This is a genomic window from Serratia sp. CY82433 (assembly GCF_052166535.1).
Taxonomy (GTDB): domain Bacteria; phylum Pseudomonadota; class Gammaproteobacteria; order Enterobacterales; family Enterobacteriaceae; genus Serratia; species Serratia sarumanii.
The window spans coordinates 53,906-67,250 of sequence record NZ_JBJNOR010000002.1; the positions used below are offsets into that span (position 1 = coordinate 53,906).

Genomic DNA, 13,345 nt, shown 5'->3' on the forward strand with positions numbered 1-13,345 from the left:
GCCTCCTGTTATTGGTTGGCTTTCTTGATGGCGGCCACCGCGGCCTTCAGAACGCCCAGCCCATCGACCTTGCCGTACAGCAGCGGATCGATGACTTCAACGGGTTTGTTGGGCAGCTGTTTTTGCACTTCCGGCAAGGTGTAGGCAATCTGCGGCCCCAGCAGGATCAGATCCGCTTCAACGCCTTTCTCCGCAGCCAGCGCTTCCGGGTAGGCGGCGATGATCACCGGCACTTCGTATTTCTCGGCCTGCGCCTTCATTTTTGAAACCAACAGGGAAGTGGACATACCGGCAGAACAAAACAGATAGATTTTTTTCTTTTCCATACCAAGCACCTCAGATAATCAAAAAAACCCTGTGTTATTTGTATGCCAGATGCAATCACGATTGCTTCACGCACATTCCTTATGAAAATTTCCGTCACGTTGCCCTGGTGGCAGACAGTATACGGAGCATGAAAACGGATCGGTAAGCCAGGGGGGAGAATAACCGTCTCTCCTTGACCTGATGGCTTGACCCCCTTCACATTTCGCATAAAAAAATAGTGTGACCGGGCTCTCAAATAACCGATATAAACTCAGAATATTCGTAATAAATACTCAAATAACAATTATAAACAGATAGTTATAAACACACCGAGAATTTAAGGGTTTATTTGCGCCTGAACAAACGAAAAGGGAATAAAAATAGTTCAAGCTTGATTCGCCTGCTGCTCTCCGAACGCGATGGCAGGCGAAGAGGATTAGGTGGGCAGACGCAGCAACTCGATCACCGTGGCCAGCGCCACGGAATGGTTCCTGCGGTTGGGGTAATAGAGGTAAAAACCGGGAAACGGCGCGCACCAGTCGGCCAACACTCGCCGCAGCCGCCCGCTCGCGAGGTGTTCTTCCACCTCCTGTTCAATGGCGAAGGCGATGCCGACGTGCGCCAGCGCCGCCTGCAGCAGCAGCCTGGCGTCATCCACGATCAGCGGGCTGTTGACCGCCACGGAAAACCGCTGCTCGCCCTGCTGAAACGCCCACTTGTAGCGCTCGCCCGAAGAGGCCTTGCGCCAACCGATGCAGCGGTGCTGCAGCAAATCCTGCGGGTGCGTCGGTTCGCCGTGCCGTTGAAAATAGTCCGGCGTGGCGACGATGGCAAAACGCAGATCCGGCGTCAGGCGTACCGCGCGCATATCGTTGTGCAGATCCTCGCCGAGCCGAATACCGGCGTCAAAGCCCTGCTCGACGATGTTGGCGAACCCTTCGTTCGCCACCACCTCCAGCGTAATGCCGGGATATTCGCTGGCCAACCGCCCCAGATGCGGCACGATGGCGAGATCGATCGCCGAACGCGGCGCGTTGATGCGCACCAGGCCGCGCGGCCCTTCGCGAAACGCATTCAGGCTCTCCAGCGCGGCGTCGATGTCGGTAAAGGCCGGCACCAGCTGTGCCAACAGATGCTCACCGGCCTCCGTCGGCGAAACGTTGCGGGTGGTGCGGTTCAGCAGGCGAATGCCCACCTGCGCTTCCAGTTCGCGCAGGGTGTGGGTCAGCGTCGGCGGCGTCACGCCCAATCGGGCGGCGGCGCGGCGGAAGCTGCGTTCACTGGCGATAGCCACGAAGGCCGCCAGGCCGGACAATTCGGGTTTCTTCATGCTATTAATATAAATTATCTAATAGTGAGATGAATTTTTAGCGGATAGTTATCCGTTATCTAACAACATAGCATTACGATCGAACCCATTACCAGGTATCGATGCGATGATTAATGCTACAGCTCCAACTCATGAAACACCGCGCCGTCTGGCGGACAAAGTCGTGCTGGTAAGCGGCGGCGGCACAGGCATCGGCCGCGCCGCCGCGCTGGCCTATGCCCGCGAAGGCGCCAAAGTGGCGCTGGCCGGCCGACGCGCGGCGGAAATCGAAGCCACGGCGCGCGACATCGCGCTCGCCGGCGGCGACGCCCTGCCCATCGTGGCCGACGTCTCCCAGGAAAACGATATCCGCAGGCTGCTCGCCACGGTGACCGCCCACTACGGCCGGCTCGACGTCGCCTTCAACAACGCCGGCATCATCGGCAACTTCGCCCCCATCACCGAACAGAGCAGCGAGGATTTTGACCGGGTGATCGCCATTAACCTCAGAGGCGTCTGGCTGGCGATGAAATACGAGATTGAAACCTTTCTGGCACAGCGCTCGGGCGGCGTGATCGTTAACACTTCCTCCTGGCTGACCCACGGCGCGCTGGCCGGCTCATCCAGCTACTCCGCCAGCAAAGGCGCGCTCGATGCGATGATCCGCGCGGTGGCGCTCGAATACAGCGGCCAGGGCATCCGCGTCAACAACATCAACCCCGGCATCATCGACACGCCGATGACGCGCGGCAGCGTGGCCGACAGCGCGGCGTTCGCGCCCTTTATCGCCCATACGCCCGCCGGCCGCTTGGGCGAATCGGAAGACATCGGCGATGTGGCGCTGTGGCTGGCGACGGAGGAAGCCCGCTTCATCACCGGCCAAAGCCTGCTGGTGGACGGCGGTTACACCATCGCCGGCATGCGCTGAGGAGACGATGCCATGAACTACGTTCGGCTTGGCGACAGCGGCCTGCAGGTGTCCCGCCTCTGCCTGGGCGGCATGACCTACGGCGATCCGGCCTGGCGCCCCTGGGTGCTGAAGGAGGATGAAGCGCGCCCCTTTATCCGCGAGGCGCTGGAAGCGGGCATCAACTTTTTTGATACCGCCAACATTTACTCCGGCGGAGAAAGCGAGCGCATTCTCGGCCGCGCGCTGAAGGCGTTCGCCCGTCGAGAAGACGTGGTGATCGCCACCAAGGCCTACTTTCCGATGGACGCGCAGCCGAACAGCCGGGGGCTGTCGCGCAAGCACCTGCTGCACAGCATTGACGCCTCCTTGCAGCGGTTGGGAACGGATTACCTCGATCTGTTCGTGCTGCACCGCTTCGACACCGAAACGCCGATCGAAGAAACTGCCGACACCCTCGATGGCCTGGTGCGGGCGGGCAAGATCCGCTATCTCGGCGCGTCTTCACTGCACGCCTGGCGCCTGATGAAAATGCTGGCCTTTCAACGTCAGCACCGCCTGGCGCCGTTTATTTCGTTGCAAAGCCAATACAACCTGGTGACGCGTGAAGACGAAGAAGAGCTGATCCCGCTGTGCCTGGAGGAAGGTCTTGGCCTGACGCCCTGGTCGCCGCTGGCCCGCGGCGTGCTGGCCGGCTCCGGCAGTGGCGGCACGCTGCGCGCCGCCACCGACGAGCAGGCTCCCCGTTGGTACGGCGGCAGAAACGAGGTCGAACGCACCGTCGCTGCGGTAGCGGAGGTGGCGGCCGCGCGCGGCGTTCCCCCGGCGCAAATCGCGCTGGCCTGGCTGTTGGCCAAACCCGGCGTGGCATCGCCGCTGGTGGGCATGTCCAAGCCACACCATCTGCAGGATGCACTGGCGGCGCTAGACCTCAGGCTATCGCAAGAAGACGTGGCCGCGCTGGAGGCGCCAATGGCGCACGCTGCCCGCCCCGAACGTTGGTAGCCCCTTTTCCTTCATTCCAGGAGAAAGACATGGCATACGCTGTGACCGCGCGAGCGGCGTTATTCACCCTCGCTACTGCACTCACCCTCAGCACGCCGGCGCAGGCCGCCGTCGATGCACACTGTACGGAAAGCAGTATGACGCTGCCGCCCGGCGCGCTTTACCCCAACGGCATCGCCCGCGCGGCGGACGGCACGCTGTATGTCGGCCTGATCACCAGCGGCAACGTGCTGCGCAAACGGCCGGGTAAAGCGTGGGAAACCTTTTTCCCCGGCGCTGACACGGTGTTCGCCTCAAACGCGCTGCGGCTGGACGAACGGCGCGGGCTGCTGTGGGGCAATTCGCCGGATTTCCTCTCCGGCGGCAAAACGCGCGCCAACCGCATCTACGCGCTGAACGTCGCGGATGGCACGCTCAACCGCAGCCTGGCGCTGCCGGCGGGAGAAATGGGCAACGATATCGTGCTCGGCGCAGACGGTACGGTGTACGTGACGGAAACCCGCGGCGGCGGCATCCTGCGCCTGCGGCCGGGCGAAGCGGCATTCAGTACGCTGTATCAGGATCCACGCTTAGCGGCGCCCAGCGGGCTGGGCGCCGCCGGGATCGTGCTGCTCGACGACCGGCTGCTGGCTGTCGCCAATTTCGGCACCGGTAAGCTCTACACCTTCCGCTATAACGATCCAAAGCCGCAGCTGACGGAAATGCAGCTGCCGCGCCTGATTGAAAACCCGGACGGGATGGGGTTGGCACCGGACGGCGCGCTGATCGTGCTGGAAAACGGGATCCAGAGCGGCCAGGGGCGGATCCTGCGGATCCCGTCTCCCAAGGCGGCAGGCATGCACCGGATTGAGGTCTTGCGCGAAGGCATGGAATCGCCGGTCAATCTGACTATCACCCCACAAGGCTGCGCCTTCGTCAGCGAATCGCGCATTCGCCACCGCCTGCTGCCCGGCCATGAATCCGAAGTGCCCGACAGCTTCCGTCTCTATCAACTGCCCCTGCCCCTCACCGCCGCGCAATAAACTCCACGCCGCCTCAGCGGGCGGCGACTTGCGTTGTGCCGTTAACATCCAATGAATTGAAAATATTTATTTCGATGGTATTAATCAGAACTATGATTAATTCTAACTTAACAAACTGATTTTAATTAAATTGTTCCACTACACATCGCTGATTATACTTGCCTTATCCCCCACCTCATTATCATCGAGCGTATTCATGAGCCGATACCATATTTCCAGCAGCGAAGGTCAATATGAGAAAGAATCCGGCGAGCAAGTTCTAGCCAATAAGCTGGGTATCACCGATAGCGACGAACTCGACGGCGCCGAGTTGGTGTTGCTGGAGCAGCTCTACCGTTCCGTTTTCGAACAGCACTTTCCATTAGGAAGAATCACCGTCGAGATGCTTAAGGGATGGCATCACCGCTGGTTAGGCAATATTTATGCGTGGGCTGGACAAGCAAGAACCGTCAATATCAGCAAAGGAGGCTTCATGTTTGCCCCTTCGACGCGATTGCCCAAACTACTGGACGATTTCGAAGTGAAATACCTGGCAAGTTACACACCTTGCTCAGACATGAGCGAAGAACAGCTGATAGAAGCGATCGCGATAATCCATGTTGAACTGATACTCATACACCCTTTTAGAGAAGGGAATGGCCGTTTGTCACGGCTGCTGGCCGATGTGATGGCGGTTCAGGGTGGGCATAAACCGTTGGATTATCAAAGCTGGGAACAAAACAGAGCCCAATATATCTCGGCTATTCACTCGGGTATGAACATGAACTACGAGCCGATGAAACACTGGGTCAACCAAGCACTAAGAAAGTATTAGGCAAGGCGCAGATGAGCGAATTTTTTACGCACTTCTTCTAAAGAAGCTTCAATTCTGGCTGAAGGTTGACCTGTTTCAACCGCCGTTGATGTCGCCACTGAGCGGGCAATGTCCGTACGAGATGGCTTAACATAACCCACCGGCACTTTTTTAGTATTACTCATGACGCCCCCCGATCAGAAAATTCATTGATGAGATTATATCAAGGATTGTACATAACTTCATGCCCCTCACCGCCGCGCAATAAACTCCACGCCGCCTCAGCGGGCGGCGACTTGCGTTGTTGCCCGCAGGCGAACGACAATCTCGCTTCGTTACAACTCCTCCTTGCGCAGCGCTTCCCATTTTTACCTGTGACAGCCGATTGCCCGCTGGGCTAGTATAAGCGTCTGTGCAAACTTCGAGTTTGAGCGCGCCGTTTGGCGTTTTGATGATTTGATTTGCGCCGCCCGCCAAGCGCTGAATGGGGCGGCGCCTGCTGAAACAATGTGATAGCGAATGACGACAATGAAAATCACAGTTCCCTTTACATTCAATGGATTGGAAAAATAATCGCATGAATAGCACCGATAAACTCGATTCGCATACGCCGATGATGCAGCAGTACCTGCGCCTCAAGGCCCAGCATCCTGAAATCCTGCTGTTCTACCGCATGGGCGACTTCTACGAGCTGTTTTACGACGACGCCAAGCGCGCTTCCCAGCTGCTGGATATCTCGCTGACCAAACGCGGCGCCTCGGCGGGTGAACCGATCCCGATGGCCGGCGTGCCGCACCACGCGGTAGAGAACTACCTGGCCAAGCTGGTACAGCTCGGCGAGTCCGTCGCCATCTGCGAGCAGATCGGCGATCCGGCCACCAGTAAAGGGCCGGTCGAGCGCAAAGTGGTGCGTATCGTCACGCCCGGCACCATCACCGACGAAGCGCTGCTGCAAGAGCGCCAGGACAACCTGCTGGCGGCGATCTGGCAGGACGCGCGCGGCTTCGGCTACGCCACGCTGGACGTGAGCTCCGGCCGCTTTCGCGTCGCCGAGCCGCAGGATCTGGAAACCATGGCCGCCGAGCTGCAGCGCACCAATCCGGCCGAGCTGCTCTACCCGGAAACCTTCGAACAAATGGCGCTGATCGAACAGCGCCACGGCCTGCGCCGCCGCCCGCTGTGGGAATTCGAGCTTGAGACCGCGCGTCAGCAGCTCAACCTGCAGTTCGGCACCCGCGATTTGACTGGTTTCGGCGTCGAACAGGCGCACCAGGCGCTGCGCGCCGCCGGCTGCCTGCTGCAGTACGTCAAAGATACTCAGCGCACTTCGCTGCCGCACATTCGCGGCATCACCATGGAGCGCCAGCAGGACGGCATCATCATGGACGCCGCCACCCGCCGCAACCTGGAACTGACGCAGAGCCTGTCCGGCGGCAGCGACAACACGCTGGCGGCGATCCTCGATCGCACGGTCACGCCGATGGGCAGCCGCATGCTGAAACGCTGGCTGCACATGCCGACCCGCGATATCAAGGTTCTCACCGCCCGCCAACAGGCGATCGGCGCATTGCAGGAGCTGTTCACCGATCTGCAGCCTTCGCTGCGCCAGGTGGGCGATCAGGAGCGAATTTTGGCGCGTCTGGCGCTGCGCACCGCCCGGCCGCGCGATCTGGCGCGCATGCGCCATGCTTTCCAGCAACTGCCGGGCATCCGCGCGCTGCTGCAAGATGTGGAAACGCCGCACGTGCAGCAGCTGCTGTCTCAGGTGGGCCAGTTCGACGAGCTGCGCGAGCTGCTGGAACGCGCGGTCATTGAATCCCCACCGGTGCTGGTGCGCGACGGCGGCGTGATCGCCCCCGGTTACAACAGTGAGCTGGACGAGTGGCGCGCACTGGCCGACGGCGCCAGCGATTACCTCGATCGGCTGGAGATCCGCGAGCGTGAAAAGCTGGGGCTGGATACGCTCAAGGTCGGCTTCAACGGCGTACACGGCTACTACATTCAGGTCAGCCGCGGCCAAAGCCACCTGGTGCCGATCCACTATGTGCGCCGTCAGACGCTGAAAAACGCCGAGCGCTACATCATCCCGGAATTGAAAGAGTACGAAGACAAAGTGCTCACCTCCAAGGGCAAGGCGCTGGCGATCGAGAAAAGCCTGTACGACGAGTTGTTCGATCTGCTGCTGCCGCACCTGGCGGAGCTGCAGCAAAGCGCCGCCGCACTGGCCGAACTGGACGTGCTGGCCAACCTGGCCGAGCGTGCCGATACCCTGAACTACGCTTGCCCGGCCATGAGCGAGCAGCCGGGGATCCGCATTACCGAAGGCCGTCACCCGGTGGTGGAGCAGGTGCTGAGCGAGCCGTTTATCTCCAACCCGCTCACCCTGTCGCCACAGCGCCGTATGCTGATCATTACCGGCCCGAACATGGGCGGTAAAAGCACTTATATGCGGCAAACGGCGCTGATCGTGCTGATGGCGCACATCGGCAGTTACGTGCCGGCCACCAAGGCCACCATCGGCCCGGTGGATCGCATCTTCACCCGCGTCGGCGCGGCGGACGATCTGGCTTCCGGCCGCTCCACCTTCATGGTGGAGATGACCGAAACCGCCAACATCCTGCACAACGCCACCGAGCACAGTCTGGTGTTGATGGATGAAATCGGCCGCGGCACCTCCACCTACGACGGCCTGTCGCTGGCCTGGGCCTGCGCCGAGAACCTGGCCAACCGCATCAAGGCGATGACGCTGTTCGCCACCCACTACTTCGAGCTGACGACCCTGCCGGAGAAAATGGAAGGCGTGGTTAACGTGCATCTGGACGCGCTCGAACATGGCGATACCATCGCCTTCATGCACAGCGTGCAGGACGGTGCCGCCAGCAAAAGCTATGGCCTGGCGGTCGCCGCATTGGCCGGCGTGCCGCGCGACGTCATCAAGCGCGCCCGCCAGAAGCTGCGCGAGCTGGAGTCTATCTCCAGCCACACCGCCTCGGGCAGCGTCGATGCCACCCAGATGACGCTGCTGCAGGAAGAAACCTCGCCGGCGGTTGAAGCCCTGGAAGCGCTGGATCCGGATTCCCTGTCGCCGCGCCAGGCGCTGGAATGGATCTACCGGCTGAAAAATATGGTGTAGTCTGGCGCCAAACGCGGGCATAAAAAAAAAGGTGAGCATGACGCTCACCGTTTTTATTTGATGCGGTTCAACAACCGGCGTTATTCGCGGAACAGCGCCTCAATGCTCAGGCCCTGCATCTGCAGAATCTCACGCAGACGGCGCAGACCTTCAACCTGAATCTGACGGACGCGCTCGCGCGTCAGGCCAATCTCCCGGCCTACGTCTTCCAGCGTCGCCGCTTCATAGCCCAGCAGGCCGAAACGACGCGCCAACACTTCACGCTGTTTGGCGTTCAGTTCGAACAGCCATTTGACGATGCTTTGCTTCATATCGTCGTCTTGCGTGGTGTCTTCAGGCCCGTTGTCCTTCTCGTCGGCCAGAATGTCCAGCAGCGCTTTCTCCGAATCCCCGCCCAGCGGCGTATCCACCGAGGTGATGCGCTCATTCAGACGCAGCATGCGGCTGACGTCATCCACCGGCTTGTCGAGTTGCTCGGCAATCTCTTCAGCGCTCGGTTCATGATCCAGCTTGTGGGAAAGCTCGCGCGCGGTGCGCAGATAGACATTCAGTTCTTTGACGATATGGATAGGCAAACGAATGGTACGGGTTTGGTTCATGATCGCCCGTTCAATCGTCTGACGGATCCACCAGGTTGCGTAAGTGGAGAAGCGGAAACCGCGTTCCGGGTCGAATTTTTCCACTGCGCGAATCAGACCGAGGTTACCCTCTTCGATCAAATCCAGCAGTGCCAGACCGCGGTTGCTGTAGCGGCGGGCGATTTTCACCACCAGCCGCAGGTTGCTTTCAATCATGCGGCGGCGGGACGGCACGTCACCGCGCAGAGCACGCCGCGCAAAATAGACTTCTTCCTCTGCGGTCAGCAGAGGTGAATAACCGATCTCACCCAGATAGAGCTGCGTCGCATCCAATACGCGTTGCGTAACGCCTTGAGACAACAGCTCTTCTTCCGCTAAATCGTTCTCGCTGGTCTCTTCTTCTACCAGCGCTTTTTCATCAAACGACTCGGCCTCAGCTCCATTCTCGTCGAAATCCGCATCATCATGTAACTCGTTAACTTTCAGCGTATTTTGGCTCATATGCTGCTCCTACCCGTGATACCGCGAGCAGAATCTCAGCGTATTCTGCCCAATCTATCGCTGCGGAAGATAACGCAGCGGGTTTACGGATTTCCCCTTGTAACGAATTTCAAAATGCAAACGTACTGAACTGGTACCGGTGCTACCCATGGTGGCTATTTTTTGACCCGCCTTCACTTCTTGTTGTTCCCGGACCAGCATTGTGTCGTTATGAGCGTAGGCGCTCAGGTAATCATCATTATGTTTGATGATGATTAGATTACCGTAACCCCGTAAAGCGTTGCCTGCATACACTACGCGGCCATCGGCGGTAGCGAAGATCGGCTGCCCACGGGAACCGGCGATATCGACACCCTTATTCCCACCTTCTGATGAGGAAAAGTTATCAATAACCTTACCGTCAGTCGGCCATCTCCAGGTACTGACCGGAGCGCTGTTGCTGACGGTGCTGCTCACTGGTGGAGCGGCTTCCGGCGCGGTAACAGGCGCAGCCGCGGTCCCAACCGCTGCGGCCCCTGCTGCAGGTAACATCTTACCTACATTCTGTTTACCCGAGTTTTCAGAATACGCGTTAGTTGATTGAGAATCAACCGTTGCCGTCTGGATCTGGGAGGTGGAAGGTGGCTTCGGAACGCCGCCTTGGGTCGCGTCAGTCGTCGCCAACATACCGCCGCCGCCGTTGGCGGAACCATTACCAAGCTGAATGGTTTGGCCAACATTCAGGCTGTATGGCTCGGGAATATTGTTGCGCTGCGCCAGGTCGCGGAAATCGTTGCCGGTGATCCAGGCAATATAAAACAGCGTGTCGCCGCGCTTGACCGTATAAGTTTCGCCGCCGCTGTAACTCCCTTTAGGAATGGCGTTATAACTGCGGTTATAGACAATGCGGCCCTCTGGGCTGGCCTGCTGCGCCCCGCCATTATTATTGCCGGATGGAACGGCGCCGCCGCCCCCCACGCTGCTGATAGGGGCCGACGTTGAGGCATTGTTCGTACAACCCGCCAACCACAAACTTACCATCGTACACACCGCAACCCGGCGTAACGTAATCATTGGGCTTCCCGTGCTCATGCTTCCCCCATGACAGCAATATCAGTGATATATCCAAAATACCCTTTACATCGTAGCCGAGCTTTTGCCACTTCCCAGTTTCTGCGATGTAAAGGCGCCGCCGGCCGATCCCTGAATGCCAGGTCATCTCGCGCCGGAGCATCAAAACGCGCGCCAATGCTAACCAGATTGGCGTTGCCGCACCATAAGACAACTACGTAGAAAGGCCAATTCTAGTGAAAATTAACCTGATTGGAACGAGAAAACCTTATCCGGGCATGATGAAAGTGCAACAGATTTTGCCGACGGTCGAAAAATCAGACGATCGCTAGGCCAATTCGCCTTTCACCAGCGGCACAAAGCGCACCGCTTCTACCGCATCGACAACGAACTCGTTGCCATGACGCTGAATGCGTTTGAGAGTTTGAGCCTGCTCCCCCACCGGCAACACCAGAATACCGCCGTCGTCCAACTGTTCCACCAGCGCCTGCGGGATCTCCGGCGGCGCGGCAGTGACGATGATCGCATCGAACGGGCCGCGCGACGCCCAGCCCTGCCAGCCATCGCCGTGGCGGGTGGAAACATTGTGGAGATCGAGCTGCTTCAGGCGGCGCTTGGCCTGCCACTGCAACCCCTTGATGCGTTCGACGGAACAAACGTGTTGCACCAGATGCGCCAGAATGGCGGTCTGATAGCCGGAACCGGTGCCGATCTCCAGCACCCGCGAGGTGGGCGTCAGATTCAGCAGTTCGGTCATCCGCGCCACCATATAAGGCTGGGAAATGGTCTGGCCGGAGCCGATCGGCAATGCGGTGTTTTCGTAGGCCTTATGATCCAGCGCTTCGTCGACAAAACGCTCGCGCGGCACCGCCTCGATCGCCCGCAGCAGCTTTTCGTCCCGGATCCCCTGCTGCCGCAGCTGCGTCAGCAATGTTTGCATGCGCTTGTTCACCATTCCCCGCTAACCTCTGCTTTGGTTAACCATGTTTTCACGACTTCTTGCGCCGCGTAGGCGGTTAAATCCACCTGCAGCGGCGTTATCGCCACATAGCCTTGTTCCACCGCCGCAAAGTCGGTATCCGGCCCGGCATCAAATTTATCACCAGGCGGCCCGATCCAGTAGATATTTTGTCCGCGCGGATCCTGCTGGCAGAAGACCTTGTCGGCTGGATGGCGGCTGCCGCAGCGGGTCACGCGCAGGCCTTTGATCTCCGCCAGCGGCAGATCCGGTACGTTGATATTCAGGATTTTTCCGGTTCGCAACGGTTCGCGCTGCAGCGCGCGCAGGATGCGGCAGGTAATGACGGCGGCGGTCGCGTAGTGCCGGTGGCCGTTCAGCGACACCGCCAACGCCGGCAGCCCCAGGTGCCGGCCCTCCATCGCCGCCGCGACGGTGCCGGAATAGATGACGTCGTCGCCTAAATTCGGCCCGGCGTTGATGCCGGAGACCACGATATCGGGCGCCGGGCGCATCAAGGCGTTGACGCCAAGGTAAACGCAGTCGGTCGGCGTCCCCTGCAGCACCGCAATATCCCCGTTGGCCAGCGTCTGCGTGCGCAGCGGCGACTCCAGCGTTAAGGCATTGGAAGAGCCGCTGCGGTTACGATCCGGCGCCACAACCTGCACTTCGGCGAATTCCCGCAGTGCCGCCGCCAGCACCTGAATGCCCGGAGCGCTGACGCCGTCATCGTTACTCAGCAATATCCGCATCGCTGTCATCCTGCTGCATGATCTCGCGAACCACGCTGGTGGCGAAGCTGCCTGCCGGCAGCCAGAAGCGCAGTTCCACGGTAACGTCATCCCACCAGCTCCACCGCATATTTTGCGGCTGCAGCAGCAGGGCCCGACGAGCGGGGTCGACACGCTCGCGCTTTAAAAGCGTAAGCAATTCCGGCTGCTCCGCCAAGCATTGTTGTTCAAATGCCAACGCGCTGCCGGCGGTGCCCGGCTCGCCGTCGCCCGGCAACGTCGCGGTGACAACCAGCTCACCGGCATCCAAGCGCTGTTGCAACGTCTCCAGCTCATCGGCTTTGGCGACAAACCAGCTGCCGCGGCCGCTCAGCTGCAGGGCGTCACCTTCCAGCACGGTGCGCTGCAGGCCGTCCGCCAGGCGCCTGCTCGCGACCAGATTAAACAGCGCGCTGCGGCTGGCAGAGAGGTAAAAACTGCGCTTGCTGCGCTCTTTGACGCGAATTTCATCATTCGCCCAGCGGCGCGCCATCACCAGGTTGTTGCCGCCACGGCCGAAACGCTGGCTGCCGAAGTAGTTCGGCACGCCCTGCGCGGCGATGGCCTGCAGACGGCGCTCAACGTCCTGACGATCTGAAATCTGGCGCAGCACCAGCGTAAAGTGGTTGCCCTTCAGGTTGCCGATGCGCATTTTACGCAGGTGGCGGGCATACGAGAGCACCTCGCAGCCTTCCAGCGCAAACCGGGAGAAATCCGGCGTGTCCTTGCCCGGCATATGCAGGCAGAACCACTGTTCGGTCACCGCGTGGCGATCCTTCAAGCCGGCATAGCTGACGGAACGGGCGTGAATACCGGCGAAGCGCGCCAGATAGTCGGCCACGAACTGGGTATTGCAGCCGTTTTTGCGGATGTTCACCAGCACGTGCTCGCCTTCACCGTCCGGTGCAAAGCCCAGATCTTCCACCACCACGAAATCTTCCGGATTGGCTTTCAACACCCCGGTGCTCTGCGGCCGGCCATGCAGCCAGGTCAGATTCGCCATATCCATGCGG

The 13,345-nt window shown here is 59.8% G+C and carries 13 protein-coding genes; 5 read left to right on the forward strand and 8 right to left on the reverse strand.

What is annotated here, in order from left to right; translation table 11 throughout:
- Positions 1 to 8: 8 nt before the first annotated feature.
- Together ACJ8PI_RS13865 and ACJ8PI_RS13870 are read right to left on the reverse strand one after the other, a co-directional pair.
- Positions 9 to 326: a PTS sugar transporter subunit IIB gene (locus tag ACJ8PI_RS13865; RefSeq protein WP_004932561.1), complete on the reverse strand. Its 318-nt coding sequence runs from the start codon at positions 324 to 326 to the stop codon at positions 9 to 11.
- 416 nt (positions 327 to 742) lie between these two features.
- Positions 743 to 1,636 (reverse strand): LysR family transcriptional regulator, encoded by an 894-nt coding sequence (locus ACJ8PI_RS13870; protein ID WP_164134591.1) that lies wholly within the window; start codon positions 1,634 to 1,636, stop codon positions 743 to 745.
- A gap of 106 nt (positions 1,637 to 1,742) precedes the next feature.
- Between ACJ8PI_RS13870 and ACJ8PI_RS13875 the strand changes: the two genes are divergently transcribed.
- The 4 genes from ACJ8PI_RS13875 (at position 1,743) to ACJ8PI_RS13890 (ending at position 5,363) form a co-directional block, all read left to right on the forward strand.
- Positions 1,743 to 2,543: an SDR family NAD(P)-dependent oxidoreductase gene (locus tag ACJ8PI_RS13875; RefSeq protein WP_239509788.1), complete on the forward strand. Its 801-nt coding sequence runs from the start codon at positions 1,743 to 1,745 to the stop codon at positions 2,541 to 2,543.
- Between the two features lie 12 nt (positions 2,544 to 2,555).
- Positions 2,556 to 3,527, forward strand: coding sequence for an aldo/keto reductase (locus ACJ8PI_RS13880; RefSeq protein ID WP_060706240.1), 972 nt, complete (start codon positions 2,556 to 2,558; stop codon positions 3,525 to 3,527).
- 29 nt (positions 3,528 to 3,556) lie between these two features.
- Positions 3,557 to 4,549, forward strand: a complete 993-nt coding sequence (locus tag ACJ8PI_RS13885; protein WP_239509789.1) for a Vgb family protein — start codon at positions 3,557 to 3,559, stop codon at positions 4,547 to 4,549.
- Positions 4,550 to 4,745: 196 nt separating this feature from the next.
- Entirely contained in the window at positions 4,746 to 5,363 is a 618-nt protein-coding gene (locus tag ACJ8PI_RS13890; protein ID WP_060439082.1) for a Fic/DOC family protein, read from the forward strand.
- Here ACJ8PI_RS13890 and ACJ8PI_RS13895 read toward each other — a convergent pair.
- Entirely contained in the window at positions 5,360 to 5,527 is a 168-nt protein-coding gene (locus ACJ8PI_RS13895; RefSeq protein WP_162846236.1) for a hypothetical protein, read from the reverse strand. The two genes, ACJ8PI_RS13890 and ACJ8PI_RS13895, sit on opposite strands and share 4 nt — an antisense overlap.
- A gap of 392 nt (positions 5,528 to 5,919) precedes the next feature.
- Between ACJ8PI_RS13895 and mutS the strand changes: the two genes are divergently transcribed.
- A complete protein-coding gene (gene mutS / locus ACJ8PI_RS13900) occupies positions 5,920 to 8,475 on the forward strand; it encodes a DNA mismatch repair protein MutS (RefSeq protein WP_041037851.1) in 2,556 nt (851 codons plus the stop codon).
- Between the two features lie 80 nt (positions 8,476 to 8,555).
- On the opposite strand, the gene rpoS is transcribed toward mutS, so the two are convergent.
- From rpoS to truD, 5 genes are all read right to left on the reverse strand, one after another.
- Positions 8,556 to 9,554, reverse strand: coding sequence for an RNA polymerase sigma factor RpoS (gene rpoS, locus ACJ8PI_RS13905; RefSeq protein ID WP_004932578.1), 999 nt, complete (start codon positions 9,552 to 9,554; stop codon positions 8,556 to 8,558).
- Positions 9,555 to 9,608: 54 nt separating this feature from the next.
- On the reverse strand, positions 9,609 to 10,607 hold the full coding sequence (gene nlpD, locus ACJ8PI_RS13910; RefSeq protein WP_033652940.1) for a murein hydrolase activator NlpD: 999 nt from the start codon (positions 10,605 to 10,607) through the stop codon (positions 9,609 to 9,611).
- A 325-nt stretch (positions 10,608 to 10,932) separates the two neighbouring features.
- On the reverse strand, positions 10,933 to 11,559 hold the full coding sequence (locus ACJ8PI_RS13915) for a protein-L-isoaspartate(D-aspartate) O-methyltransferase (protein WP_033637164.1): 627 nt from the start codon (positions 11,557 to 11,559) through the stop codon (positions 10,933 to 10,935).
- Complete coding sequence (surE, locus tag ACJ8PI_RS13920) at positions 11,553 to 12,314, reverse strand: 5'/3'-nucleotidase SurE (protein ID WP_033637163.1); 762 nt, start codon at positions 12,312 to 12,314, stop codon at positions 11,553 to 11,555. The genes ACJ8PI_RS13915 and surE overlap by 7 nt, the downstream gene beginning before the upstream one ends.
- Positions 12,295 to 13,341, reverse strand: a complete 1,047-nt coding sequence (gene truD, locus ACJ8PI_RS13925; RefSeq protein ID WP_033649256.1) for a tRNA pseudouridine(13) synthase TruD — start codon at positions 13,339 to 13,341, stop codon at positions 12,295 to 12,297. The genes surE and truD overlap by 20 nt, the downstream gene beginning before the upstream one ends.
- Positions 13,342 to 13,345 lie beyond the last annotated feature (4 nt).